This is a genomic window from Vibrio marinisediminis, assembly GCF_014050145.1.
Lineage (GTDB): Bacteria > Pseudomonadota > Gammaproteobacteria > Enterobacterales > Vibrionaceae > Vibrio > Vibrio marinisediminis.
Map to the genome: position 1 here is coordinate 54,044 of NZ_JACFYF010000015.1, position 25,883 is coordinate 79,926.

The 25,883-nt window shown below is 44.9% G+C and carries 25 protein-coding genes; 21 read left to right on the top strand and 4 right to left on the bottom strand.

The genetic code is table 11. The features are described 5' to 3' along the window. Positions 1–20: 20 nt before the first annotated feature. The 16 genes from mnmE to glmU all read left to right on the top strand — a co-directional run bounded on the left by mnmE (position 21) and on the right by glmU (position 15,251). The gene (gene mnmE / locus H2O73_RS17540; RefSeq protein WP_182110228.1) at positions 21–1,382 is read left to right on the top strand and encodes a tRNA uridine-5-carboxymethylaminomethyl(34) synthesis GTPase MnmE; all 1,362 of its coding nucleotides are present in this window, start codon (positions 21–23) and stop codon (positions 1,380–1,382) included. A gap of 91 nt (positions 1,383–1,473) precedes the next feature. Beyond that, on the top strand, positions 1,474–1,908 hold the full coding sequence (gene mioC, locus H2O73_RS17545; RefSeq protein WP_182110229.1) for an FMN-binding protein MioC: 435 nt from the start codon (positions 1,474–1,476) through the stop codon (positions 1,906–1,908). Between the two features lie 474 nt (positions 1,909–2,382). Beyond that, positions 2,383–4,278: a tRNA uridine-5-carboxymethylaminomethyl(34) synthesis enzyme MnmG gene (gene mnmG, locus H2O73_RS17550; RefSeq protein ID WP_182110230.1), complete on the top strand. Its 1,896-nt coding sequence runs from the start codon at positions 2,383–2,385 to the stop codon at positions 4,276–4,278. Continuing rightward, on the top strand, positions 4,278–4,910 hold the full coding sequence (gene rsmG, locus H2O73_RS17555; RefSeq protein WP_182110231.1) for a 16S rRNA (guanine(527)-N(7))-methyltransferase RsmG: 633 nt from the start codon (positions 4,278–4,280) through the stop codon (positions 4,908–4,910). The genes mnmG and rsmG overlap by 1 nt, the downstream gene beginning before the upstream one ends. Before the next feature lie 14 nt (positions 4,911–4,924). After that, positions 4,925–5,698 carry a ParA family protein gene (locus tag H2O73_RS17560; protein ID WP_182110232.1) on the top strand — a complete coding sequence of 258 codons (774 nt, stop codon included), beginning with the start codon at positions 4,925–4,927 and terminating at the stop codon, positions 5,696–5,698. A 24-nt stretch (positions 5,699–5,722) separates the two neighbouring features. Further along, a complete protein-coding gene (locus tag H2O73_RS17565) occupies positions 5,723–6,604 on the top strand; it encodes a ParB/RepB/Spo0J family partition protein (RefSeq protein ID WP_182110233.1) in 882 nt (293 codons plus the stop codon). Between the two features lie 185 nt (positions 6,605–6,789). Beyond that, entirely contained in the window at positions 6,790–7,179 is a 390-nt protein-coding gene (locus H2O73_RS17570) for a F0F1 ATP synthase subunit I (RefSeq protein ID WP_182110234.1), read from the top strand. Positions 7,180–7,187: 8 nt separating this feature from the next. Continuing rightward, on the top strand, positions 7,188–8,000 hold the full coding sequence (gene atpB, locus H2O73_RS17575) for a F0F1 ATP synthase subunit A (protein WP_182110235.1): 813 nt from the start codon (positions 7,188–7,190) through the stop codon (positions 7,998–8,000). Positions 8,001–8,059: 59 nt separating this feature from the next. Then, a complete protein-coding gene (atpE, locus tag H2O73_RS17580; protein WP_182110236.1) occupies positions 8,060–8,317 on the top strand; it encodes a F0F1 ATP synthase subunit C in 258 nt (85 codons plus the stop codon). 56 nt (positions 8,318–8,373) lie between these two features. After that, entirely contained in the window at positions 8,374–8,844 is a 471-nt protein-coding gene (gene atpF / locus H2O73_RS17585) for a F0F1 ATP synthase subunit B (RefSeq protein ID WP_182110237.1), read from the top strand. A gap of 14 nt (positions 8,845–8,858) precedes the next feature. Then, positions 8,859–9,392 (top strand): F0F1 ATP synthase subunit delta, encoded by a 534-nt coding sequence (gene atpH, locus H2O73_RS17590; RefSeq protein WP_182110238.1) that lies wholly within the window; start codon positions 8,859–8,861, stop codon positions 9,390–9,392. A gap of 13 nt (positions 9,393–9,405) precedes the next feature. After that, on the top strand, positions 9,406–10,947 hold the full coding sequence (atpA, locus tag H2O73_RS17595) for a F0F1 ATP synthase subunit alpha (protein ID WP_182110239.1): 1,542 nt from the start codon (positions 9,406–9,408) through the stop codon (positions 10,945–10,947). 42 nt (positions 10,948–10,989) lie between these two features. Beyond that, on the top strand, positions 10,990–11,856 hold the full coding sequence (gene atpG / locus H2O73_RS17600; RefSeq protein ID WP_182110240.1) for a F0F1 ATP synthase subunit gamma: 867 nt from the start codon (positions 10,990–10,992) through the stop codon (positions 11,854–11,856). A 35-nt stretch (positions 11,857–11,891) separates the two neighbouring features. Further along, positions 11,892–13,295, top strand: a complete 1,404-nt coding sequence (atpD, locus tag H2O73_RS17605) for a F0F1 ATP synthase subunit beta (RefSeq protein WP_182110241.1) — start codon at positions 11,892–11,894, stop codon at positions 13,293–13,295. Between the two features lie 18 nt (positions 13,296–13,313). Further along, positions 13,314–13,736 carry a F0F1 ATP synthase subunit epsilon gene (locus H2O73_RS17610; RefSeq protein ID WP_182110242.1) on the top strand — a complete coding sequence of 141 codons (423 nt, stop codon included), beginning with the start codon at positions 13,314–13,316 and terminating at the stop codon, positions 13,734–13,736. A 153-nt stretch (positions 13,737–13,889) separates the two neighbouring features. Next, entirely contained in the window at positions 13,890–15,251 is a 1,362-nt protein-coding gene (gene glmU, locus H2O73_RS17615) for a bifunctional UDP-N-acetylglucosamine diphosphorylase/glucosamine-1-phosphate N-acetyltransferase GlmU (RefSeq protein ID WP_182110243.1), read from the top strand. Positions 15,252–15,318: 67 nt separating this feature from the next. Here glmU and H2O73_RS17620 read toward each other — a convergent pair whose 3' ends face one another. Then, positions 15,319–16,059, bottom strand: a complete 741-nt coding sequence (locus tag H2O73_RS17620; RefSeq protein WP_182110244.1) for an amino acid ABC transporter permease — start codon at positions 16,057–16,059, stop codon at positions 15,319–15,321. A gap of 120 nt (positions 16,060–16,179) precedes the next feature. Between H2O73_RS17620 and H2O73_RS17625 the strand changes: the two genes are divergently transcribed. Then, positions 16,180–16,956 carry a transporter substrate-binding domain-containing protein gene (locus H2O73_RS17625; RefSeq protein WP_182110245.1) on the top strand — a complete coding sequence of 259 codons (777 nt, stop codon included), beginning with the start codon at positions 16,180–16,182 and terminating at the stop codon, positions 16,954–16,956. Between the two features lie 37 nt (positions 16,957–16,993). On the opposite strand, the gene punC is transcribed toward H2O73_RS17625, so the two are convergent. Further along, the gene (gene punC / locus H2O73_RS17630; RefSeq protein ID WP_182110246.1) at positions 16,994–18,205 is read right to left on the bottom strand and encodes a purine nucleoside transporter PunC; all 1,212 of its coding nucleotides are present in this window, start codon (positions 18,203–18,205) and stop codon (positions 16,994–16,996) included. A 158-nt stretch (positions 18,206–18,363) separates the two neighbouring features. Here punC and punR point away from each other — a divergent pair, with 158 nt between their 5' ends. Then, positions 18,364–19,266 (top strand): DNA-binding transcriptional activator PunR, encoded by a 903-nt coding sequence (gene punR / locus H2O73_RS17635; RefSeq protein WP_182110254.1) that lies wholly within the window; start codon positions 18,364–18,366, stop codon positions 19,264–19,266. A 53-nt stretch (positions 19,267–19,319) separates the two neighbouring features. Here punR and fadA read toward each other — a convergent pair whose 3' ends face one another. Both fadA and fadB read right to left on the bottom strand, forming a co-directional pair. Further along, on the bottom strand, positions 19,320–20,483 hold the full coding sequence (gene fadA / locus H2O73_RS17640; RefSeq protein WP_182110247.1) for an acetyl-CoA C-acyltransferase FadA: 1,164 nt from the start codon (positions 20,481–20,483) through the stop codon (positions 19,320–19,322). 27 nt (positions 20,484–20,510) lie between these two features. Next, the gene (gene fadB, locus H2O73_RS17645; protein ID WP_182110248.1) at positions 20,511–22,682 is read right to left on the bottom strand and encodes a fatty acid oxidation complex subunit alpha FadB; all 2,172 of its coding nucleotides are present in this window, start codon (positions 22,680–22,682) and stop codon (positions 20,511–20,513) included. A gap of 197 nt (positions 22,683–22,879) precedes the next feature. Here fadB and H2O73_RS17650 point away from each other — a divergent pair, with 197 nt between their 5' ends. The 3 genes from H2O73_RS17650 to hemG are packed head-to-tail and all read left to right on the top strand — an operon-like array spanning position 22,880 to position 25,538. Then, positions 22,880–23,506, top strand: a complete 627-nt coding sequence (locus H2O73_RS17650) for a YigZ family protein (protein WP_182110249.1) — start codon at positions 22,880–22,882, stop codon at positions 23,504–23,506. A 34-nt stretch (positions 23,507–23,540) separates the two neighbouring features. Continuing rightward, the gene (locus H2O73_RS17655; protein WP_182110250.1) at positions 23,541–24,998 is read left to right on the top strand and encodes a TrkH family potassium uptake protein; all 1,458 of its coding nucleotides are present in this window, start codon (positions 23,541–23,543) and stop codon (positions 24,996–24,998) included. A gap of 9 nt (positions 24,999–25,007) precedes the next feature. After that, positions 25,008–25,538, top strand: a complete 531-nt coding sequence (gene hemG / locus H2O73_RS17660; protein WP_182110251.1) for a menaquinone-dependent protoporphyrinogen IX dehydrogenase — start codon at positions 25,008–25,010, stop codon at positions 25,536–25,538. Positions 25,539–25,883: the final 345 nt, after the last annotated feature.

A 25,883-nucleotide genomic window follows, 5' to 3' on the forward strand; every position in this document is an offset into this window, starting at 1 on the left:
TTCAATCATAGGCACACTTTATGACTACAGATACCATTGTCGCCCAAGCTACTGCGCCCGGTCGTGGCGGTGTCGGTATTATTCGCGTTTCAGGTCCTCTTGCGGAAAAAGTTGCGCTCGAAGTGACAGGTAAAACGCTTCGCCCTCGTTACGCAGAATATTTGCCATTTTGTGACGATGCAGGCAACCAGCTAGACCAAGGCATTGCGCTCTATTTCCCGAACCCACACTCTTTTACTGGTGAGGATGTCCTTGAGCTACAAGGACACGGTGGTCCCGTGGTTATGGACATGCTTATCAAACGAATCCTAAAAGTGGATGGGATCCGCACTGCACGCCCTGGTGAGTTCTCAGAACGTGCCTTCTTGAACGACAAACTCGACCTTGCCCAAGCTGAAGCCATTGCCGATTTAATTGACGCCAGTTCTGAAGAAGCGGCTAAATCAGCATTGCAATCGCTACAAGGTGCGTTCTCTCAACGTATTAATACTCTGGTTGATTCACTGATCCATCTGCGAATTTACGTTGAAGCGGCGATTGATTTTCCCGAAGAAGAGATCGACTTCTTGGCCGATGGTAAAGTGTCTGCTGATCTGCAAGCTATCATCGACAACCTAGCGGCAGTACGCAAAGAAGCCAACCAAGGCGCTATTATGCGTGAAGGGATGAAGGTAGTGATTGCTGGTCGTCCGAATGCAGGTAAATCAAGCCTACTCAATGCTCTATCAGGTAAAGAGTCTGCCATCGTCACTGATATCGCAGGGACAACGCGTGACGTACTGCGTGAGCACATCCATATTGACGGTATGCCACTGCATATTATTGATACTGCAGGTCTGCGCGACGCCTCCGATGAAGTTGAAAAAATTGGTATTGAACGGGCTTGGGATGAAATAGCCCAAGCAGACCGAGTTCTATTTATGGTTGATGGCACCACAACAGGTGCAACCGATCCAAAAGAAATTTGGCCTGATTTTGTCGATCGATTACCTGACAGCATTGGCATGACAGTGATCCGCAATAAAGCGGATCAAACAGGTGAAGACCTGGGTATCTGCCATGTCAATTCCCCAACCTTGATCCGCTTATCAGCAAAAACGGGTGAAGGCGTTGATGCTCTACGTAACCACTTGAAAGAGTGTATGGGTTTTGCTGGTGGGCATGAAGGTGGCTTTATGGCCCGTCGCCGCCACCTTGAGGCGCTTGAGCGTGCCTCTGAGCACCTCGACATTGGTCAGCAACAACTAGAAGGCTACATGGCGGGAGAAATCCTTGCAGAAGAGCTGCGCATTGCTCAGCAACATCTGAATGAGATAACCGGTGAGTTTAGCTCTGATGACTTACTCGGTCGCATCTTCTCTTCTTTCTGTATTGGAAAATAATTAACGACAACGCGCACCTAGAGTGCGCGTTTTTCTTTTCTACATTGTGCATTGTCTGAATGCATTCGCAATCGTAAGGAACCAAAAGAGCATGATTCACATCATCACAGGCAGCACCTTAGGCGGCGCAGAATATGTGGGCGATCATCTAAGTGATCTGTTGCTGGAAAAAGGGCTAAAAACGACTATCCATAATCAACCAAAACTAGATGAGATCTCCACACAAGGTACTTGGTTGATCGTCACTTCAACCCATGGCGCTGGGGATTACCCTGACAATATTCGACCTTTCATTCAATCACTACAAACGACACCACCGAACATGGCTGAAGTGAAATATGCCGTCATTGCCATTGGTGATTCTAGCTACGATACCTTTTGCGCAGCGGGTAAACACGCCTACGAACTACTAGAAGACATTGGTGGCACGCCAATCAGCGACTGTTTTACTGTCGATATACTCGCACATTCAGTACCAGAAGAGGCTGTTGAAGAGTGGTTGATTGAGCAAATTGACCGATTTTGATAGATCAATGGATGGTATTAGGTCAGCTAAGCTGGCCTTTTTTTTGTCCTGTGGATAGAGTCGCTCGTTAAAAGAGTGACTGATCGAACAAAAAACAAGCAGTTGAACTGTGTATAACTATACGTTTATCCGGTGATTAACCTATAGTTATCCCAATAACAACTTTGATCGTTTCAGACCCCTGTGTATAACTAGCCATTTTGATCCCAGGTAATCCTCGATCTGATCAAGGTAAGATCACATGATATGATCCGAAGAAGATCCATGATCTTGTTGATCATTTATTAGTTATCCACAGAGATCGTCGATCCTAATAATAGATCTAATAAAAGATCATATATATAGATCTTATATATATTAACTTTGCACTGCTAAATTTAAAAAGCACAAAGCGTTTTTCTCTCTACTAGAAAGCAGGTAGAATATCGCTCTTTTTTATCTGTCCGACTTTTCTTGAATACCAGAGGTCAGTTCATGCTTTATCACGAAAACTTTGACGTCATTGTTGTTGGTGGCGGTCATGCAGGAACGGAAGCCGCACTCGCATCTGCGCGTACAGGGCAAAAAACCCTCTTATTGACTCATAACATTGACACGCTAGGACAAATGTCTTGTAACCCTGCCATTGGTGGCATCGGTAAAGGGCATTTAGTAAAAGAAGTGGATGCTATGGGTGGCTTAATGGCTCAAGCCATTGATCATTCTGGTATTCAATTTCGTACATTGAATGCTTCTAAAGGTCCAGCAGTACGTGCGACACGTGCGCAAGCTGACCGAGCGCTATACAAAGCCTTTGTTCGCGATGTTTTAGAAAACACACCTAACTTAACGCTGTTCCAACAAGCGGTAGACGATCTGATTGTTGAAAATGATCAAGCCGTAGGTGTTGTGACGCAAATGGGGCTTAAATTCCGCGCCAAAGCCGTTGTATTGACCGTTGGCACCTTCCTTGGTGGCAAGATCCATATTGGTATGGAAAGTTCATCAGGTGGCCGCGCAGGCGATCCTCCATCGATCGCACTTGCTCATCGACTGCGTGAACTGCCATTACGTGTTGATCGTCTAAAAACCGGTACTCCACCGCGTATCGATGCACGTAGTGTGGATTTTTCGGTACTAGAAGCACAGCATGGTGATAACCCAACTCCTGTTTTCTCATTCATGGGTAACCGTAGCCAGCATCCGCGTCAGATCCCGTGTTTTATCACTCATACCAATGAGCGTACTCACGATGTGATCCGCAACAACCTTGATCGTAGCCCTATGTACGCCGGCGTGATTGAAGGTATTGGTCCACGCTACTGCCCATCAATTGAAGATAAGGTGATGCGTTTTGCTGATAAAAATAGCCACCAAATCTTTATTGAGCCAGAAGGTTTAACCACCACAGAATTATATCCGAATGGTATCTCCACCAGCTTGCCGTTTGATGTCCAAGTGCAAATCGTTCGCTCAATGAAAGGTTTTGAGAACGCGCATATTGTTCGTCCTGGTTATGCCATTGAGTACGATTTCTTCGATCCACGCGATTTGAAGCAAACCTACGAAAATAAATTTATCTCTGGTCTGTTCTTTGCAGGTCAGATTAACGGTACTACCGGTTACGAAGAAGCGGCAGCGCAAGGTTTAATGGCCGGTCTTAACGCTAGCTTATTCAGCCAAGACAAAGAAGGCTGGAGCCCTCGACGTGACCAAGCATACGTGGGTGTGTTGATTGACGATCTATCAACCATGGGTACCAAAGAACCTTACCGTATGTTTACCTCTCGCGCTGAATACCGTTTATTGCTGCGTGAAGATAACGCCGATTTACGTTTGACTGAGAAAGCACGTGAGCTTGGTTTGATTGATGATGCTCGTTGGGCTCGCTTCAACGAAAAAGTCGACAATATTGAGAAAGAACGCCAACGCCTAAAAGAGACTTGGATGAATCCTAAGTCAGAAGGTGTGGATGCTCTAAACGCATTATTGAAAACGCCGATGGCACGTGAAGCTAGCGGTGAAGATCTGTTGCGTCGTCCAGAGATCGTTTATTCACAATTAACTCAGCTTGAAACATTCCAACCAGCGCTAGAAGATCAACAAGCGGCTGAACAAGTGGAAATTCAAGTTAAGTACGAAGGTTACATCAAGCGTCAGCAAGACGAGATCGAGAAATCTCTACGTCATGAGAACACGAAACTGCCTGCTGATCTTGATTACAAGCTTGTTAGTGGTTTATCAAATGAAGTGGTGTTGAAATTGTCTGAAGCGAAACCTGAATCCATTGGTATTGCATCGCGTATTTCAGGAATCACGCCGGCTGCGATTTCAATCTTGCTTGTGCACCTGAAAAAACAAGGTTTGCTGAAAAAAGGTGAGGACGCTTAATGTCACAATTACGCCAGAAACTTGATCAACTGATTCTACAAACAGAATTAAGCGTTTCAGAACGTCAACGTGAACAGTTAGTGGGCTATGTTGAACTGCTTAACAAGTGGAACAAAGCTTATAACTTGACCTCAGTGCGTGATCCCAACGAGATGGTGGTAAAACACATCTTAGACAGCATTGTTGTGAGCTCTCACCTACCTGGTGAGCGCTACATTGATGTGGGTACTGGACCTGGGTTACCAGGTATCCCACTTGCCATTATGCATCCGGACAAAGAATTTCATTTATTGGATAGTCTTGGTAAACGCATTCGCTTTATCAAACAAGTTATCCACGAGCTGAAAATTGAAAACGTGACGCCGATTCAAAGTCGAGTTGAAGAGTATCAACCTGAAGACAAGTTTGATGGTGTACTAAGCAGAGCATTTGCCTCTATGGTGGACATGGTTGAGTGGTGTCATCACTTACCTAAAGAGCACACCGGACGCTTTCTCGCGTTAAAGGGGCAATTATCACAAGATGAGATTGCTGAACTTCCAGAGTGGTGTTGTGTGATCGATATCAAACCTTTGAAAGTTCCTCAATTGGAAGGCGAGCGTCATCTAGTAATCTTATCGCGCAAGGAATAATAGCGAGGTAGAGCGTGGGAAAAATAGTAGCCATTGCCAATCAAAAAGGCGGTGTTGGAAAAACAACGACTTGTATTAACTTAGCTGCGTCTATGGCCGCAACTAAACGCAAGGTATTGGTTATTGATCTTGACCCACAAGGCAATGCGACCATGGCTAGCGGTGTCGACAAATACCAAGTGGATGCCACCGCGTATGAGCTTTTGGTTGAAGATGTCGCCTTTAACGATGTGGTTATTACCAAGACGACGGGGCATTATGATTTAATTGCCGCGAATGGGGATGTGACCGCTGCTGAAATCAAACTGATGGAAGTGTTTGCACGCGAAATTCGCTTAAAGCAAGCGCTTGCGTCGGTTCGCGATAACTATGATTTCATCTTTATTGATTGTCCTCCGTCTCTAAACCTTCTTACAATCAATGCCATGGCCGCAGCAGATTCTGTGTTAGTGCCAATGCAGTGTGAGTACTTTGCACTAGAAGGTTTAACCGCGTTAATGGATACCATTAGCAAGCTAGCCGCTGTTGTTAACGAGAATCTCAAAATTGAAGGGTTATTACGTACTATGTATGACCCGAGAAACCGGCTATCCAATGAAGTATCCGATCAATTGAAAAAGCACTTTGGTAACAAGGTGTACCGCACTGTTATTCCTCGCAACGTTCGCTTAGCAGAAGCCCCAAGTCACGGCAAACCTGCTATGTACTACGACAAACATTCCGCCGGCGCTAAAGCGTATTTAGCTCTCGCTGGGGAAATGCTTCGTCGTGAAGAATTACCTGCTTAAAACTAACTTAAGGAATCTGAATTCATGTCTAAACGTGGTTTAGGTAAAGGGCTTGATGCGCTTCTTTCTACCAGTTCGTTGGCACGAGAACGTCAACAGGCAGTGAATTTGAGCCAAGAGCGGTCGAGCAACGGTCAACTGACCGAATTGAATATTAGTTCTTTGCGCCCTGGAGTGTATCAGCCGCGTAAAGAGATGGAACAAGAAGCGCTAGAAGAACTGGCAGCTTCGATTGAATCACAAGGCATCATTCAGCCAATCGTGGTTCGTCAGACAGATATCGACAAGTTCGAAATCATTGCTGGTGAACGTCGTTGGCGCGCTGCGCGTAAAGCGGGATTGAGCCATGTACCATGTTTGATTAAGAATGTGGAAGATCGCCAAGCGATCGCAATGGCATTGATCGAAAATATTCAGCGTGAAGATCTGAATGTGATCGAAGAAGCGGTAGCGCTTGATCAACTTCAAAATGAGTTTTCACTAACTCATCAACAAGTTGCTGACGTGATTGGTAAGTCACGCGCTGCTGTAAGTAACATATTGCGTCTAAATCAGCTCGAAAATGATGTAAAGAGTATGGTTGCAAGTAATCTGCTAGATATGGGGCATGCTAGAGCGCTGCTGGCGCTTGAGGGCGAACAGCAAGTTAATATCGCTGAGCAGGTTGCTAAGAAGCAGATGACCGTTCGCCAAACTGAGCAATTAGTCAAAAAGTGTTTAAATCCAGCTGTTGAGACAAAAACAGAACAAGAAGACACTGAGACACAACAAATGTCACAGGAATTGAGTGAAATACTCGGATCAAAGGTGACAATTGTGCGTACCAATAACGGAAAGGCGAAAGTCACGATAAATGTTGACGAACCTCAAAGATTGGCGCAATTAATTGCCAAGTTACAGAGCTAGATGAGATAATTGATCTTCGTCAAATTTTATAAAATTTGATTTTTATGCAAAAGTTGTCGGTTTGTAAACAGAATTGTAAGTTTTTGATGCATTTTAATTGCATTCGATTCGACTGACCGTATAATTTTTGCCAATTTCCCCAGCCAGGAAGTAATCGCTGTGGATTTTACTAGAGGTATGAATACATGGTAGCTGCGTTAGCTAGACCAGGACGAGAGCTTGCTAAGCGATTGTTAATGATCCAGTTTGGCGTGGTTACGTTAGTGGCAGTGGGAATGGCTGCAACTGTGGATTTTGAATGGGGAATTTCTGCACTAATTGGTGGCGGCATATTTGTCGTGGCTAATGCAGTGTTTGCTTTGTGTGCTTTCATGTTTAGTGGAGCTCGCGCGGCAAAGAAAGTGGCCGCATCGTTTTATACGGGTGAAACACTTAAAATCCTTATCACAGTCGCACTTTTTTCTTATGTCTACATGTATACACAGGTGGAACTTGTTCCCCTAAAACTAACCTATTTGCTGGCTCTAGGTATTAATATCTGTGCGCCAGTGCTATTCATAAACAACAAAAAATAGGATGAGTTATGGCTGCGCCAGGTGAAGCGCTAACACAATCCGGATATATTGCCCACCACCTCTCTAACCTCTCTTTAGCTAAGTTAGGTTTAGTAGCGGAAGAAGCAAGTTTCTGGAATGTACATATCGATAGCCTGTTATTTTCTTGGTTTACTGGTTTAATCTTCCTCGGAATATTTTACAAGGTAGCGACGAAAGCAACAGTAGGTGTACCGGGTAAGCTTCAGTGTGCTGTAGAAATGATCGTTGAATTTGTCGCGGAAAACGTCAAAGACACGTTCCATGGACGCAACCCTCTGATAGCGCCTTTAGCACTAACTATCTTTTGTTGGGTATTTTTAATGAACGTGATGGACTTAGTTCCTATCGATTTCTTACCTTACCCAGCAGAACATTGGCTCGGAATCCCTTACTTAAAAGTGGTACCGTCAGCTGATGTGAACATCACCATGGCTATGGCACTAGGCGTATTCGCTCTGATGATTTACTACAGCATCAAAGTGAAAGGTCTAGGTGGCTTTGCAAAGGAATTGGCATTACATCCATTCAATCACCCAGTTATGATTCCATTTAACCTATTGATTGAAGTGGTATCGCTATTAGCGAAACCTCTATCACTTGGTATGCGTTTATTTGGTAACATGTTTGCTGGTGAGGTTGTATTCATTCTTTGTGCGGCAATGCTACCATGGTACTTACAATGGATGGGTTCACTACCGTGGGCAATCTTCCATATCTTGGTTATTACGATTCAAGCTTTCGTGTTCATGATGTTGACAATTGTTTACTTGTCAATGGCGCACGAAGACAGTGATCATTAATTAATTTTTTAAGCTTTTTATTTGGGCACTAAGCCAACAACTATAAATTGGAGATAGTAATGGAAACTTTACTGAGCTTTTCTGCAATCGCCGTAGGTCTTATCGTCGGTCTTGCTTCTCTTGGTACAGCGATTGGTTTCGCCATTCTTGGTGGTAAATTCCTTGAAGGTGCAGCACGTCAACCAGAAATGGCTCCTATGCTACAAGTTAAGATGTTCATCATCGCGGGTCTACTTGATGCGGTTCCAATGATCGGTATCGTAATCGCGCTACTGTTCACTTTCGCAAACCCATTTGTTGGTCAACTAGCAGGCTAATTAACAACTCTGTTAATTGTATTTTTGTAGTTGATTCTTAAAAGGGAGTAGCTGTTGTGAATATGAACGCAACTCTGCTAGGTCAAGCAATCTCGTTCGCTCTATTTGTGTGGTTCTGCATGAAATATGTATGGCCACCATTGATGAGTGCAATTGAAGAACGTCAGAAGAAAATTGCTGACGGTCTACAAGCGGCAGAACGAGCTTCTAAAGACTTGGATCTAGCACAAGCCAACGCTTCTGATCAATTGAAAGAAGCGAAGCGCACAGCAACTGAGATCATTGAGCAAGCGAATAAGCGTAAAGCTCAAATTCTAGATGAGGCTCGCGAAGAAGCTCAGGCAGAACGCCAGAACATTCTTACTCAAGCTGAAGCTGAACTAGAAGCTGAACGCAACCGTGCGCGCGATGATCTGCGTAAACAAGTTGCAACTCTGGCTGTAGCTGGTGCTGAGAAAATCCTTGAGCGTACGATTGATATCAATGCGCAAAAAGATATTCTCGACAACATTACTGCAAAACTTTAAGTCTGGGGGCGCATATGTCTGATTTGACTACTATCGCACGCCCCTATGCTAAAGCAGCTTTCGACTTTGCAGTGGAAAAAGACCAGCTTGACCAATGGGGTCAAATGCTATCTTTTTCTGCTGAAGTTGCCAAAAACCAACAAGTAAAAGAGCTGTTAACCAGCTCTATGTCTGCCGATAAACTGGCTGAAATATTTGTTGCTGTTTGTGGCGATCAAGTGGATGCGCACGGTCAAAACCTGATGAAGGTAATGGCTGAGAATGGTCGTCTAACGGCTATTCCTGACGTTTGTGAGCAATTCTTCATATTGAAGAAAGAGCACGAGAAAGAAATTGATGTTGAAGTAATTTCAGCGTTTGAACTATCTGGTGAACAACTCGCAAATATCAGCAGCAAACTTGAGCTACGCCTAGAGCGTAAAGTGAAGCTGAATTGCAGTGTAGATGAGGCCCTACTTGGTGGGGTAATTATTCGAGCCGGAGACCTAGTCATCGATGACTCAGCGCGAGGTCGTTTGAACCGCCTGAGCGATGCATTGCAGTCTTAATGGGGATTGGAGCATGCAACTTAATTCCACGGAAATTAGCGATCTAATCAAACAACGTATCGAATCTTTCGAAGTTGTTAGTGAAGCTCGCAACGAGGGTACTATCGTATCGGTAAGCGATGGTATCATCCGCATTCACGGCCTAGCGGACGTGATGCAAGGTGAAATGATTGAATTACCGGGTGGCCGTTATGCACTAGCACTTAACCTTGAGCGTGACTCGGTTGGTGCGGTTGTAATGGGCCCATATGCTGACCTTAAGGAAGGCATGAAAGTTACAGGTACTGGTCGCATTCTTGAAGTGCCAGTTGGTCCAGAACTTCTAGGTCGCGTAGTGAATACACTAGGTGAGCCTATTGATGGTAAAGGTCCACTAGAAGCTAAATTGACTTCACCTGTAGAAGTTATCGCACCAGGTGTAATCGACCGTAAATCGGTAGATCAGCCTGTACAAACTGGTTACAAATCAGTTGACTCAATGATCCCTATCGGTCGTGGTCAGCGTGAACTTGTTATCGGTGACCGTCAAACTGGTAAAACAGCGATGGCGATCGATGCGATCATCAACCAGAAAAACTCTGGTATTTTCTCAATCTACGTAGCTATTGGTCAGAAAGCTTCTACCATCGCTAACGTAGTACGCAAACTAGAAGAGCACGGCGCACTAGCGAACACTATCGTTGTTGTTGCATCTGCTTCTGAGTCTGCGGCACTGCAATACCTAGCGCCTTACGCTGGTTGTGCAATGGGTGAATACTTCCGCGATCGCGGCGAAGACGCACTAATTGTTTATGATGACCTATCTAAGCAAGCTGTCGCTTACCGTCAGATCTCTCTACTACTAAAACGTCCACCAGGCCGTGAGGCATTCCCAGGTGACGTATTCTACTTACACTCTCGTCTACTAGAGCGTGCAGCTCGTGTTAACGAAGAGTACGTAGAGCGTTTCACTAACGGTGAAGTGAAAGGTAAGACTGGTTCTTTGACTGCTCTTCCTATCATCGAAACTCAAGCAGGTGACGTTTCAGCATTCGTACCGACTAACGTAATCTCGATTACCGATGGTCAGATCTTCCTACAAACTGAGCTATTCAACGCAGGTGTTCGTCCAGCTGTTGACCCAGGTATCTCAGTATCTCGTGTAGGTGGTTCTGCGCAAACGAAAATCATCAAGAAGCTATCTGGCGGTATCCGTACTGCACTAGCTCAGTACCGTGAACTAGCGGCATTCGCACAGTTCTCGTCTGATCTTGATGAAGCAACAAAGAAACAGCTAGACCACGGTCAAAAAGTTACTGAGCTAATGAAACAGAAGCAATACGTTCCATTCTCAGTATTTGATCAAGCACTAGTAATCTTTGCGGCAGAGCGCGGCTACTTAGCAGACGTTGAAATCAGCAAATTGCTTGATTTTGAAGCTGCTCTACTATCGTACGCTCGCGGTCAATACGCTGAACTTGCAGCTGAGATCGACAAGACGGGTGCTTACAACGATGAAATCGAAGCTCAGTTGAAGAAACTGACTGACGACTTCAAAGCAACCCAAACTTGGTAATAGGTCGGTGGCAGTAATGCCGCCTACTAATGGAGAGTAACGATGGCCGGCGCAAAAGAGATACGTAATAAAATCGGTAGTGTTAAAAGCACGCAGAAAATTACGAAAGCTATGGAAATGGTAGCCGCTTCAAAAATGCGTCGTTCTCAAGACGCAATGGAAGCATCTCGTCCATATGCTGAAACAATGCGTAAAGTGATCGGTCACGTGGCAAATGCAAATCTAGAGTACAAACATCCGTACCTAGAAGAGCGTGAAGCCAAGCGTGTTGGTTACATCATCGTTTCTACAGACCGAGGCCTGTGTGGCGGTTTGAACATTAACGTGTTCAAAAAAGCCCTTCTTGATATGCAGGCTTGGAAAGAACAAGGCGCAGAAGTTGAACTAGCAGTAGTTGGTTCTAAAGCGACTGGTTTTTTCAAAAGCAGCGGTGCGAAAATCGCTGCGCAAGTCTCAGGTCTGGGCGATAGCCCAAGCCTAGAAGACTTAATCGGTTCTGTTAGCGTAATGCTTAAGAAATACGATGACGGTGAACTGGATCGTCTATATGTTGTTTTCAACAAGTTTGTAAACACCATGATTCAGGAACCAACGATCGATCAATTGCTACCTTTGCCTAAATCGGACAGCGAAGAGATGCAGCGTGAGCACTCATGGGACTACATCTATGAGCCTGAACCAAAGCCTCTATTGGACACACTTTTAGTGCGTTACGTAGAGTCTCAGGTTTACCAAGGTGTAGTTGAGAACCTTGCTTGTGAGCAAGCGGCTCGAATGATTGCGATGAAAGCTGCAACGGATAACGCGAGTGACCTGATTGAAGATTTAGAACTTGTGTACAACAAAGCCCGTCAGGCTGCGATTACACAAGAACTGTCTGAAATCGTATCAGGTGCTGCAGCGGTTTAAGCTTAGGTCAAACGAAATAGTTTAGAGGATTAACGATGGCTACAGGTAAGATCGTACAGATCATCGGTGCGGTAGTCGACGTAGAGTTCCCACAGAGCGATGTACCTAGTGTATATGACGCTCTAAACGTTACGGACTCAAAAGAGCGCTTAGTTCTTGAAGTTCAGCAACAGCTAGGCGGTGGCATAGTTCGTTGTATCGTTATGGGTAGCTCAGATGGTTTACGTCGTGGAGTGGAAGTTGTAAACACTGGCGCTCCAATTTCAGTACCAGTAGGTACTAAAACCCTAGGTCGTATCATGAACGTTCTAGGTGACGCGATTGATGAGCGCGGTGAGATCGGTGCGGAAGAGGTTTACTCTATCCACCGTGAAGCACCAAGCTACGAAGAGCAGTCAAACGAAACGGCATTGCTAGAAACTGGTGTTAAAGTAATCGACTTGATTTGTCCATTCGCTAAGGGTGGTAAAATCGGTCTATTCGGTGGTGCTGGTGTAGGTAAGACCGTTAACATGATGGAACTTATCAACAACATCGCACTACAGCACTCAGGTCTGTCAGTATTTGCTGGTGTTGGTGAGCGTACTCGTGAAGGTAACGATTTCTACTTTGAGATGCAGGAAGCGGGTGTTGTAAACATCGAAAAACCTGAAGAATCAAAAGTAGCGATGGTTTACGGTCAGATGAACGAGCCACCAGGCAACCGTCTACGTGTTGCACTGACGGGTCTAACGATGGCAGAACGTTTCCGTGACGAAGGTCGTGACGTACTACTGTTCATCGATAACATCTACCGTTACACACTTGCAGGTACAGAAGTATCAGCACTGCTAGGTCGTATGCCATCAGCAGTAGGTTACCAGCCTACACTTGCTGAAGAAATGGGTGTACTACAGGAGCGTATCACGTCAACTCGTCAAGGTTCTATCACGTCTGTACAGGCGGTATACGTACCAGCGGATGACTTGACTGACCCGTCTCCAGCAACCACATTCGCGCACTTGGATGCAACGGTTGTACTTAACCGTAACATCGCTGCAATGGGTCTATACCCTGCGATTGACCCACTAGATTCTACATCTCGTATGCTAGACCCTCTAGTTGTTGGTCAAGATCACTACGACACAGCTCGTGGCGTTCAGCAGACACTTCAGCGCTACAAAGAGCTGAAAGATATCATTGCGATTCTAGGTATGGACGAGCTTTCTGAGTCAGATAAGCAAGTTGTATCTCGTGCTCGTAAGATTGAGCGTTTCCTAACTCAGCCTTACCACGTAGCGGAAGTATTTACAGGTGACCCAGGCGTATACGTACCTCTTAAAGAGACTCTACGTGGCTTTAAAGGTCTATTAGCTGGTGAATACGATGACATTCCAGAGCAAGCGTTCATGTACTGCGGTACGATTGACGATGCTATCGAGAATGCGAAGAAGCTATAAGGCTAACTAGGAGGCGATATGGCACCAATAACCTTTTACCTAGACGTAGTAAGCGCTGAGAAGAAATTATTCTCAGGTCGCGTTGAAACGTTTCAGGTGACCGGTAGCGAAGGTGAGCTTGGTATTTTCCATGGCCACACTCCGCTGCTGACCGCTATTAAGCCTGGTATGGTGCGTATTGTGAAACAGCACGGTCACGAAGAGTTCATTTATGTCTCTGGTGGCATGGTAGAAGTTCAGCCAGGTACAGCGACTGTACTGGCTGATACCGCTATCCGTGGTGAAGATCTAGACGCAGCGAAGGCAGAAGAAGCTAAACGTCGCGCTGAGGAGAATATCCAAAATCAGCATGGCGATATGGACTTTGCACAAGCGGCCAGTGAACTGGCTAAAGCCATTGCTCAGCTACGAGTTATCGAGCTGACTAAGAAACGCCGTTAATTTAGTTTAGTGGTGTTTGATATGTGAGAAAGGCGGCCGTTTGGTCGCCTTTTTGTCATTTTAGTACGAGTAATTTATTTGTGGCATTAACTATTTGCTGCGGGATGTTTACAATAGCCGCAGTTTAGAAAATCGACGCCAACAGGATTCGTCATGAAATTTAGTGCTGTAATTCTTGCTGCGGGTAAAGGTACTCGCATGTATTCAAACATGCCTAAGGTTTTGCACTCGCTAGCAGGCAAGCCTATGGTGAAACACGTTATTGATACCTGTACGGGTCTTGGTGCGCAAAATATCCATTTGGTCTATGGTCACGGTGGTGATCAGATGCAAGCTGCACTTGAACAAGAGCAGGTGCAGTGGGTACTGCAAGCTGAGCAACTAGGTACGGGACACGCTGTTGATCAAGCTTCTCCTCGATTTGAAGATGATGAAAAAGTATTGGTTCTCTATGGTGATGTTCCGCTGATCTCTTCAGAAACCATTGATAATTTACTTGATGCTCAACCAACCGGTGGTATTGCACTGCTAACGGTTGTGCTCGATAACCCGATGGGTTACGGACGTATCGTGCGTAAGAACGGTCCGGTAGTAGCGATCGTAGAACAAAAAGACGCAACTGATGAGCAGAAGCTAATTAAAGAAATCAATACCGGTGTGATGGTCGCAACCGGTGGTGATCTTAAGCGTTGGTTATCAGGTTTGAATAACCAGAATGCACAAGGTGAATACTACCTAACCGATATTATTGCCGCGGCACACGATGAAGGTCGTGCGGTAGAAGCAGTGCACCCAGTTAACCCGATTGAAGTGGAAGGGGTAAATGACCGTGCTCAGCTTGCTCGTTTAGAGCGTGCGTACCAATCAATGCAAGCACAAAAGTTGTTAGAGCAAGGCGTGATGCTGCGCGATCCGGCTCGCTTTGATCTGCGTGGTGAGTTGCAATGCGGCTTAGACGTTGAAATTGATGTGAACGTGATTATTGAAGGCTCCGTTTCTATTGGTGATAACGTTAGAATTGGTGCGGGCTGTATTTTGAAAGATTGTGAAATCGATGACAATACCGTGATCCGTCCATACAGCGTCATTGAAGGAGCCATCGTTGGTGAAGAGTGTACCGTTGGTCCATTCACCCGTTTACGCCCAGGGGCAGAGCTACATAATCATGCTCATGTGGGCAACTTCGTTGAAATGAAAAACGCTTGTTTGGGTGAAGGTTCGAAAGCTAACCACCTCACTTACCTTGGTGATGCCGAGATAGGTCAACGTGTGAATGTTGGCGCTGGTGTGATCACTTGTAACTATGACGGCGCGAATAAATTTAAAACCGTGATTGGCGATGATGTGTTTGTTGGCTCAGATTGCCAGCTTATTGCACCGGTGACGATTGCGAATGGCGCAACCATTGGCGCAGGCACGACCTTGACCAAAGATGTGGCAGAAGGTGAGTTAGTCATCACTCGCGCTAAAGAACGCAAAATCACTGGTTGGCAGCGACCGGTGAAGAAAAAGTAATGTACTGAGTATTTACTTGTGAATGCCGCTCTAATGAGCGGCATTTTTTATGCTGGTGGTTTTTGCCTTAGTAGCTGGGAATCGCGATACGCTTTTCTAACCAGCGCACCGCTTGTGATACCAGTAATATCAGCAGTAGGTACTCTAAAACTAAAACGCTGTAGATTTCTAAAGGTAAGTACTCATTAACCACCAGCTCATTGGCTCGCCTGGTTAAATCACTAAGACCAATCACACTCACTAAAGAACTCATTTTAAGAATATAAACAAATTGATTGCCCAGAGGTGGCAGAATTTGACGCAGTGCTTGCGGTAATATCACTAGGCGCATTTTATGCCAGTAATCCAGCCCTAATGATTCTGCTGCTTCATGCTGCCCTCGATTAATGGCTTGTATACCACCTCGAAACACTTCTGCCATAAAAGCGCTCTCTGCGATCGTTAATGCAATTACGCCAGCCCAAAAGTGATTCAGTGATATATCCATCAGGGTAGGCATTCCGTAATAAACCCAAAGCAACAGGACCAAAACGGGAATAGAGCGAATAACTTCAACGTAGAGACGGTTTAACCATAACAGAGCTTTGTTGTGAGAGAGAGCAGGCAGAGCGATGAGCAGCCCCAAAGACATTGCGAATATCATACTCAGTAACGATATTTGAATTGTGTCGTTGAATCCCCCCAATAAGAATTGAAGATTTACCCGACCTTGATCTGTACTCGGATCGAGAACATACCATCCCCATTGATAGTCTGAGCATCCACCGAGTAACAGTAAACAGAGTGGCCAAAGTCGTCGATAGTTCACAGTTACTCCCTAAACTGGTGAAAAAACGGTACTTGTTACTACTATGTTACCAATGAAGTTCAATTAAAGGTTAATAATTAAAGAGAATAAATTGTTCGCCTAGCTTTCAAGGGAGTGGAAATGAAGAAACTAATCACAATGACGGTTATTGGCTTATTGGCCTTTACGCACATGGCTCATGCTCAGAGTCGATTACAAGAGATCCTCGATAATGGGGTACTGCGTGTGGGTACCACTGGTGATTGGAACCCGATGACGATGAAAGATCCGGCTACTAACAGTTATCGAGGTTTTGATATTGATGTGACGACTGAATTGGCAAAGGATCTTGGCGTTAAAGTTGAGTATGTAGCGACGGATTGGAAAACGTTGGTTAATGGCATCACCGCGAATAAATACGATATTACCGGTAGCGCATCATTAAATATGTCACGAGCAAAAGTGGCGGGTTACAGCCAACCATATTTTTATCTTGCCTTTGTGCCTGTGGTGCAAAAGAAAGACTTGGCGAAGTTCTCCGATTGGAGTGATTTTGATAATGCAGAAGTCAAAGTGGCGGCGACGCTAGGGACAGTGCAAGAGAAAATGGTGAAAGAGTTTTTCCCTAATGCACAACATATCGTTATTGAAGCGCCAGCGAGAGATTTTCAAGAATTGTTAGCTCGACGCGCTGACGTTTCCGTCACGTCAAATGTTGAGGCAGCTACGTTGGTAGAAAAATTCTCTCAATTGGCAATTGTACCAGTAAAGGAACCACGTAAACCCACCCCTATAGCCATGCTGTTACCGCAAGATGACCAAGTGTGGATTAACTATATTAACCATTGGGTAGAGCTAAAGAAAACTCAGGGATTTTTTAAAGCGACCGCTCAGAAGTGGGGGCTAAAAAGCCTGTAATGGAAAAAGAGCCGCAAAGAGCGGCTCATTTTTTTAGTTATTCTTCACTTATTACACGCGCATTATCGGGAGTGGTGAAGTGCGACGATAGCTCTCGGTTTGACACTACATAACCGACCCACATGCCCAGCATACAGATTACAATCGCAATGCCCGTGGCATGTAGAGCTTGGCTTGCAAGCGCCGCCACCAACGCACTAGATAAGCTACTGACACTGATTTGTAAGCTATTTTGTAAACCAGCCGCCGTGGCTGGGCTTTGCTTAGCACTTGCAAGAGCACGGTTAACTACGATTGGATACATGGCACCATTAGCGACTGCAATTAAGCAGAACGGAGCAAGGATTGGCCAAATCGAAGTCAGTTGCCATTGGGACGCAATGAAGATCAACAGTGATGCGACGCTGAATAGACCAACCAATTGGCGTAGAACCTTCTCATCACCATACTTAGCCACCATGACTTTACCGAGCCAACCACCGGCCATAAAAGCAATGGTTTGAGGAATAAAGCTTAAACCAATGTCTTTAGCGTCATAGCCTAATTGCGCCATGATTTCTGGCATACCGGTAAGGTAAGCAAAGAATGCTGCCGATGCCGTAGCAAACATCATTACGTTGCCAAGGTATGTTTTTGAACTAAGTAATGCGCGAATATCGCTAGCCACTGATGTTTGTTTTTCTTCTACCACATCTTGCTGTTGGTTCATGGTGACGAAAACTAGGACAACACCCATGATGGTCAATGCGTAGAAAATACTATGCCAGCCAAAACTATCGGCCAGTAACACCCCAAGTTGAGGTGCCAAAGCTGGAGAAAGCGCCACGAGCGGCATGATGGTGGCAAAGATTTGTTGGCTAGAACTGCTGTAACGTTTGATGACCATTGCTTGCCAGATCACTGCAGGTGCACATACCCCAATAGCTTGGATAAAGCGAAGTGAGAGTAGTTGCCATACTTGATCACTGAATGCTAAACCCAATGAAGAGATCGTGAACAGGGCCAGACCTAACGCTAGTGTGTTGCGATGACCAAATTTGTCAGACGCTAAACCCCATAAAAGTTGACCACTCGCCATACCAACTAAAAATACGGTTAGAGAAAGGGCTATTTGTTCTGGACCAGTGGCAAAATCAACTTCCATCATCTTGAAAGCAGGCAGGTACATATCGGTTGCGATAAATCCCAGCATTGAAAGTGCTGATAGATAGAACAACTGTAATTTAGAGACGTTAGTGGATACTTTCATAAAGCTACCGTTGAAAAAAATTCACATATAAATTTTTGCCACTCCCATCGTTTTGGGTATGGCTGTTAGATGCTTGGCATTCTATTTTTGGAAACTTATAAAATAAAACGTTAATATTTGTGGTTATTAATCAAAAAATTTGAAGGCAGCGTATGAGTGTGTTTTCTAGAACCTCGTTAAAGATGATTGATACCGTTGCTCGCTTGGGCAGTTTTACTGCCGCGGCTGAAGTGCTACATAAGGTGCCATCCGCTATTAGCTACAGTGTTCGTCAAATGGAACAAGATCTCGATGTGGTGCTGTTTAAGCGCTTACCGAGAAAGGTAGAGCTAACGCCGGCTGGCGAAGTGTTCTTAGCGGAAGCTCGAGCGATGTTACGTCAAATGGAAGAAGTGAAGAGCCAGACCAGACGGGCGGCGCAAGGTTGGCAGAAGACGCTTAAATTAACGTTAGATAACGTGGTTAGGCTTGATCAAATGAAGCCATTGATCGATGAATTCTACGCGACTTTTGAGCATGCAGAGCTGCAGATCAATATGGAAGTGTTTAATGGTTCTTGGGAAGCAATATCACAAGGGCGAGCCGATATAGTGATTGGCGCAACGGCGGCGATTCCGGTCGGTGGTGACTTTGAAGTCAAAGAGATGGGGATGCTTGATTGGGCATTTGTCATGTCACCTAGCCATCCTTGTGTACGTGAGCAAGTGCTTACTGAAGAGTTTGTTAGCCAGTTTCCCTCAATTTGCTTAGACGATACTTCAAACGTACTGCCTAAACGGCATAATGTTCACTACCCAAAACAGCGACGTTTACTCCTACCTAATTGGTATAGTGCAATTGAATGTCTGAAAAATGGTGTTGGTGTAGGGTATATGCCGCGGCACATTGCTCAACCATTGATTGATGACGGTTTGCTGGTGGAAAAAATATTGCCAGAGGATAAGCCGCTCAGTCATTGCTGCTTAGTATGGCGAAAAGATGAGAATCATAAAATGATTGAGTGGATGGTTGAATACCTAGGTTCTAGTGAACAGTTATATAACGATTGGTTACGCTCATAGCCAATAAAAACGCCAGCATTTGCTGGCGTTCTAATGCGTTCAGAGATCAAGAATTATGGACGCTCAAATACCGTCGCGATCCCTTGCCCTAAACCGATACACATGGTTGCCAATCCATATTTAGCGTCTTTGGCTTCCATTAAGTTAATCAGTGTCGTTGAGATGCGTGCGCCGGAACAACCGAGTGGGTGACCCAATGCGATTGCACCACCGTTTAGGTTTACCTTTTCATCCATCACATCAAGCAAACCAAGGTCTTTCGCAACAGGGAGTGATTGTGCTGAAAACGCTTCATTTAGCTCAACCACATCCATATCTTCAACCGTTAACCCTGCGCGTTTTAACGCTTTTTGTGTTGCTGGTACGGGACCGTAACCCATGATGGACGGATCACACCCAGCAATAGCCATGCCTTTGATATAAGCGCGAATAGTTAAGCCTAACTCTTTTGCTTTATCTTCACTCATGATCAGCATCGCTGATGCACCGTCTGATAGAGCAGAAGAAGACCCAGCAGTCACAGTGCCGTTGGCAGGGTCAAATACCGGACGAAGTTGCGATAGCCCTTCAACACTCGTTTCTGGGCGAATAACTTCGTCATAATCTAACGTCATTAATGTTCCATCAGGGGCATGACCTTCCGTTGGAAGGATCTCGTTTTTAAAACGGCCTTCAACGGTTGCAGCATGCGCTCGAGCGTGTGATCGAGCAGCAAACTGATCTTGTTGTTCACGGCTGATACCATGTATTTTGCCAAGCATTTCGGCAGTTAGCCCCATCATGCCTGCGGCTTTCGCCACATTTTTCGACATGCCTGGGTGAAAGTCGACGCCATGGTTCATCGGCACATGTCCCATGTGCTCAACCCCACCAATTAAACAGATTTCAGCATCTCCAGTCATAATCGCGCGAGTACCGTCATGCAAAGCTTGCATTGATGATCCACATAGGCGATTAACCGTTACCGCACCAATTTCAATCGGTAAACCCGCTAATAGCGCGGCATTACGAGCGACATTAAAGCCTTGCTCTAGAGTTTGCTGAACACAACCCCAGTAGATATCTTCAATCTCATTTGGGTTAACTTGTGGGTTGCGCGCTAAGATCCCTTTCATTAAATGTGCTGAGAGATCTTCTGCTCGCACATGACGATACGCTCCGCCCTTTGATCGCCCCATAGGGGTACGAAGGCAATCCACAATTACGACTTTTTTCATATCTGTAGCCATTTTCGATTCCTCCGATTAAATAGAGCCTTGCTGTTGGTTGCCATAAAAGCTTTCGCCTTTGGCTGCCATGTCTATCAGCAGTTGTGGTACGTGGTACATCGCGCCTAGGTCAGCAAATTGCTTGGCTTGCTCAACGAATGTATCAATACCAATAGTATCTAGATAACGGAAGACACCGCCTCTAAACGGAGGGAATCCAAGACCATAAATCAATGCCATATCGGCTTCTTGAGGGGAGGCAATAATGCCTTGCTCAAGACACAGAACAACTTCATTGATCATTGGAATCATGGTGCGTGCGATGATTGTTTGATCATCAAACTCTTGCTGTGTACTACAGACATCGTTGATCAGTGGTAGGATTGAATCATCAAAGGTTTTCTTCGGTTTGCCTTTTTTGTCCACACTGTAGTGGTAGAAACCGTGACCATTTTTTTGCCCAAACCTTTGCGCTTCGAATAAGACATCAATAACATCGCGCTCTTGCTTACCCATTCGCTCAGGGAAACCTTGTGCCATCACGGCTTGTGCATGGTGAGCGGTATCAATGCCAACCACATCAAGTAAGTAGGCAGGTCCCATTGGCCAGCCAAACTGGCGTTCCATAACTTTATCCACTTGCGTGAAGTTCGCGCCATCACGCAACAGCATGCTAAAGCCACCAAAGTAAGGGAAGAGAACACGGTTTACAAAGAAGCCGGGGCAGTCATTGACGACGATGGGAGATTTACCCATCTTGGCTGCGTACGCAACGACACGGTTAATGGTTTCATCAGACGTATGTTGGCCGCGAATAATTTCAACCAAAGGCATGCGATGCACAGGATTAAAGAAGTGCATGCCACAGAAGTTTTCTGGTCGTTTAAGTGATTTTGCTAACAAATCAATGGGAATCGTTGAAGTGTTTGAGGTAATGACAGTATCTTCACCGACGTGTTGCTCTACTTCAGTTAATACTGCGGATTTTACTTTCGGGTTTTCAACCACAGCTTCGACAATGACATCGCTATTTTCAATTCCAGCGTAGTGTAAGCTAGGCGTGATTGAAGCAAGAATACCAGCCATCTTGAAACCATCAATACGACCCCGTGCTAAACGTTTATTGAGTAATTTAGAGGCTTCAGTCATACCCAAATCGAGTGACGGTTGGGCGATATCTTTCATGAGAACAGGCACGCCTTTTAGCGCTGACTGGTAGGCAATACCGCCCCCCATGATACCCGCACCAAGAACGGCAGCGCGTTGTGTTTCTTTGTTGGCAGACTTAGCGGCTTTCTTAGCAATACCTTTAATGTATTGATCGCTTAAGAATAAACCAACGAGAGCCTCTGCTTCTGGTGACTTGGCTAAGCGGACAAAGAACTTACGTTCAATATCTAAAGCTTCATTTCGGGCAAGATGGGCACCTTGTTCAATGGTTTTTACTGCCGCCATTGGTGCAGGGTAATGAGGCCCCGCTTTTTGTGCTACTAGCCCTTTAGCCATAGTGAAGCTCATCATCGCTTCTAGCTTACTCAGAGTCAGTGTCGATGTTTTTTGCTGTCGACGTGATTTCCAATCGACTTTTTCGTTAATAGCTTCAGTTAATGTAGTCAGTGCTGATTGATATAGAGCATCACTCTCAACGATAGCATCAAGTAAACCTACTTTTAGTGCCTCATTAGCACGGCAGGCTTTGCCTTGAGTGATTATTTCCATTGCACTGTCAGCCCCAATAACACGAGGCAACCGCACGCAACCACCAAAGCCGGGCATAATGCCTAGTTTTGTTTCTGGTAATCCGATGCTGGTGGTTTTATCACCAATACGGAAGTCGGTAGCGAGTACACACTCACATCCACCGCCCAAGGCATGTCCTTTTAATACCGAAATGGTGGGAAAGGGTAGATCTTCCAGTTTAGAAAATATTTGATTGGCAAACTGGAGCCATTGGTCGAGCTCTGCATCAGGTTTAGCAAACAAGCCAAGAAATTCAGTGATATCCGCACCAACGATAAAAGAATCTTTATCACTGGTAAGCATCAAACCATCAATATTCTGAGTTTGTTTTATGGCATCTAGTGCAGCATCTAGCGACTCTAATGTCGCTAAATCGAGTTTATTCACCGAGTTTGGAGAGCTGAAACAAAGCTCGGCGATACCGTTTTGCACTTCCTTTACACGTAGGGTGTTGGCTTGGTAAATCATGTCTATCTCCGTGACATTCAATCTACTATTGGAATTATTGGTCTGGTACGACTAGTGATCCTAGTGTGGACGCGAGAATGTTTAATTTCAATACAATTTTCAAACAAGTGTTTAACATTGTGATTTAGGTATTCGATTCTGCTATTGCTAATCGCTCGTGATAAACTTGCTATTACGATGTATTTTTCAAGTAAATCATGAACGATAAGCCCTATTTAATACCTGCTTCGCCAGTGATCTTCGAAGAAGAGATCAAGAAGAGTCAATTCATCACTTACCTAGCTCATACCCCAACCGTAGAGTCAGCGAAGATTTTTGTCGATCAGATTAAAAAGAAGCACGCAGATGCTCGGCATAATTGCTGGGGGTTTGTTGCGGGACGACCAGAAGACTCAATGAAATGGGGATTTAGTGATGATGGCGAGCCTTCTGGCACGGCAGGAAAGCCTATTTTGGCGCAGTTATCGGGTTCTGGGGTTGGTGAAATCAGCGCGGTTGTGACTCGATACTATGGTGGTATCCGCCTGGGAACTGGCGGTTTAGTTAAAGCATATGGTGGTGGTGTTCAACAAGCTCTTAAGCTGCTTCAAACTATCGAGAAAAAAATCACCACATTAATAACGCTCCAGTTAGACTATGGTTTTATGCCAGTCGCACAATCGTTATTTGGACAATTCGGTGTGCAGGAAGTTGAGGCACAATACAGTGATGAGGTTGAACTCACTCTCGAAATTGAAGTTCGTGAGTTGGAGGCGTTTCGTCAAGCCATCATTAATAAAAGCGGTGCAAAAGCCGTGATTACCCCAGTTAAAGGGATTGAATAGGAAGTCAGAAGCCTAGCTTCACACATCATTAGTAATGCAATTTCGATCAATTATCCGAATCGTGGGGCTTTTGCTCGCCCTATTTAGCGTCTCGATGCTCGCTCCTGCCTTGGTTGCTTTGATATACCGAGATGGTGCAGGTGTGCCGTTTGTGACGACTTTCTTTGTCCTCCTTTTTTGTGGGGTGGTTTGTTGGTTTCCGAACCGGCGCCATAAGCACGAACTTAAAGCGAGAGACGGTTTTCTTATCGTTGTTTTATTCTGGACGGTAATCGGCAGTGCCGGTTCACTGCCATTTTTATTATCAGATAACCCCAATGTGTCGGTAACGGATGCCTTTTTCGAATCCTTTTCTGCGTTAACGACCACTGGGGCAACAGTGATTGTTGGTCTGGACCATTTACCTAAAGCGATACTTTTTTACCGCCAGTTCCTGCAATGGTTTGGAGGGATGGGGATCATCGTTCTTGCGGTTGCGATTCTTCCGGTATTAGGTATCGGTGGCATGCAGCTTTATCGTGCCGAAATTCCGGGTCCTGTTAAAGACAGTAAGATGACACCACGTATTGCTGAAACAGCAAAAGCACTGTGGTACATCTACCTAAGTTTAACCATTGCCTGTGCTGTTGCGTTTTGGTTTGCAGGTATGACGCCATTTGACGCCATCGGACATAGCTTTTCTACGATTGCAATTGGTGGCTTCTCTACACACGATGCCAGCATGGGGTATTTTGATAGTTATGCTATCAACATGATCACTGTGGTGTTTCTATTGATATCTGCGTGTAACTACTCACTCCATTTCGCAGCATTTGCTTCTGGTGGTGTGCATCCCAAATATTATTGGAAAGACCCAGAATTTCGAGCCTTCATCTTTATCCAAGTATTGCTGTTTTTAATCTGTTTCTTGATGCTGCTCAGTCATCACTCCTATGACACTGTGTACGAAGCCTTTGATCAAGCGTTGTTTCAGACGGTTTCTATCTCGACGACTGCGGGCTTTACTACTACGGGGTTTGCAGAATGGCCACTGTTTTTACCAGTTTTGCTTTTGTTCTCCTCTTTTATAGGAGGATGTGCGGGTTCAACGGGTGGCGGGATGAAAGTTATTCGAATTCTGTTGTTGACCTTACAAGGTGCTCGTGAACTTAAACGTTTGGTGCACCCAAGAGCGGTATACACCATTAAATTGGGTGGAAGCGCGTTACCTCAACGAGTCGTAGATGCAGTTTGGGGATTCTTTTCCGCTTACGCATTAGTATTTGTCGTTTGCATGCTGGCATTGATTGCAACAGGTATGGATGAGTTAAGTGCATTCTCAGCCGTCGCGGCGACACTGAATAATCTTGGTCCTGGTTTAGGTGAGGTTGCTCTTCACTTTGGTGAGATCAATGATAAAGCGAAATGGGTGCTAGTGGTCTCAATGCTATTTGGACGACTTGAAATATTTACCCTTCTTATATTACTGACACCAACATTCTGGCGAAGTTGAGGACATACAGTGAAAAAGGTTCTGTTTCTATATTCTTCTCGCGAAGGACAAACAATAAAAATTCTTAAGCACATTGAAACGCAGTTTAGTGATGATTATCAGTGTGAGATCGTTGATTTACACCAAGTTGACAATATTGACTTCTCTTTATATGAACGAGTGTTGGTTGGTGCCTCTATACGTTATGGCAAGCTAAACAAGAAGCTTTACCAATTCATTGAAAGTAATCTTGCTCAGTTCAATAGTAATAAAGTGGCATTCTTCTGTGTCAACTTAACCGCGCGCAAAGAAGATCAAGGAAAGGACACGCCTGAAGGCAGTGTCTATGTTCAGAAGTTCCTGAGTCTATCGCCATGGCAACCTAGTTTAATCGGTGTATTTGCCGGTGCTCTTTATTACCCGCGTTATACTTGGTTTGATAAAATGATGATTAAACTGATCATGACGCTAACCGGTGGTGAAACCGATACCAGTAAAGAAGTTGAGTATACTAACTGGAATAAAGTCACTTTATTTGCCGAAAAGTTTAAAAAAATGTAAAAGAAACCGCCGCTTTTGGCGGTTTTAGATTAATAAATCATCGAACAGTAAAAAAAAGCCAAAAATAACCAAAAAGCACTTGCCAACCCGAACGCGATCTCTATAATGCCCCCTCGCTGACACGGCAAAGCTTCGAAGCAGATGTTTCTAAGCGATAGTGCTGAGTTAGCAAGGTTTTTTAGCCAAGCAGATTGCTTGAAAAAAGTTTGAAAAAAGTGGTTGACACTAAACTTGGAATCGCTAAAATGACCGTCCGTTTTGAGATAACTCGAAACGAAAAGCTCTTTAACAATATAAACCTATCAATCTGTGTGGGCACTCGTTGATGATAATCCAATAAGTTAT

Excerpts from the sequence above, each read along its gene's own strand:
- glmU (WP_182110243.1), top strand. The coding sequence starts at position 13,890 with ATGAAATTTAGTGCTGTAATTCTTGCTGCGGGTAAAGGTACTCGCATG.
- fadA (WP_182110247.1), bottom strand. The coding sequence starts at position 20,483 with ATGAAAAAAGTCGTAATTGTGGATTGCCTTCGTACCCCTATGGGGCGA.
- atpE (WP_182110236.1), top strand. The coding sequence starts at position 8,060 with ATGGAAACTTTACTGAGCTTTTCTGCAATCGCCGTAGGTCTTATCGTC.
- atpG (WP_182110240.1), top strand. The coding sequence starts at position 10,990 with ATGGCCGGCGCAAAAGAGATACGTAATAAAATCGGTAGTGTTAAAAGC.
- fadB (WP_182110248.1), bottom strand. The coding sequence starts at position 22,682 with ATGATTTACCAAGCCAACACCCTACGTGTAAAGGAAGTGCAAAACGGT.
- mnmG (WP_182110230.1), top strand. The coding sequence starts at position 2,383 with ATGCTTTATCACGAAAACTTTGACGTCATTGTTGTTGGTGGCGGTCAT.
- H2O73_RS17565 (WP_182110233.1), top strand. The coding sequence starts at position 5,723 with ATGTCTAAACGTGGTTTAGGTAAAGGGCTTGATGCGCTTCTTTCTACC.
- atpH (WP_182110238.1), top strand. The coding sequence starts at position 8,859 with ATGTCTGATTTGACTACTATCGCACGCCCCTATGCTAAAGCAGCTTTC.
- punC (WP_182110246.1), bottom strand. The coding sequence starts at position 18,205 with ATGAAAGTATCCACTAACGTCTCTAAATTACAGTTGTTCTATCTATCA.
- atpD (WP_182110241.1), top strand. The coding sequence starts at position 11,892 with ATGGCTACAGGTAAGATCGTACAGATCATCGGTGCGGTAGTCGACGTA.
- mnmE (WP_182110228.1), top strand. The coding sequence starts at position 21 with ATGACTACAGATACCATTGTCGCCCAAGCTACTGCGCCCGGTCGTGGC.
- rsmG (WP_182110231.1), top strand. The coding sequence starts at position 4,278 with ATGTCACAATTACGCCAGAAACTTGATCAACTGATTCTACAAACAGAA.
- H2O73_RS17655 (WP_182110250.1), top strand. The coding sequence starts at position 23,541 with ATGCAATTTCGATCAATTATCCGAATCGTGGGGCTTTTGCTCGCCCTA.
- H2O73_RS17570 (WP_182110234.1), top strand. The coding sequence starts at position 6,790 with ATGGTAGCTGCGTTAGCTAGACCAGGACGAGAGCTTGCTAAGCGATTG.
- mioC (WP_182110229.1), top strand. The coding sequence starts at position 1,474 with ATGATTCACATCATCACAGGCAGCACCTTAGGCGGCGCAGAATATGTG.
- H2O73_RS17610 (WP_182110242.1), top strand. The coding sequence starts at position 13,314 with ATGGCACCAATAACCTTTTACCTAGACGTAGTAAGCGCTGAGAAGAAA.
- H2O73_RS17650 (WP_182110249.1), top strand. The coding sequence starts at position 22,880 with ATGAACGATAAGCCCTATTTAATACCTGCTTCGCCAGTGATCTTCGAA.
- atpB (WP_182110235.1), top strand. The coding sequence starts at position 7,188 with ATGGCTGCGCCAGGTGAAGCGCTAACACAATCCGGATATATTGCCCAC.
- atpA (WP_182110239.1), top strand. The coding sequence starts at position 9,406 with ATGCAACTTAATTCCACGGAAATTAGCGATCTAATCAAACAACGTATC.
- H2O73_RS17625 (WP_182110245.1), top strand. The coding sequence starts at position 16,180 with ATGAAGAAACTAATCACAATGACGGTTATTGGCTTATTGGCCTTTACG.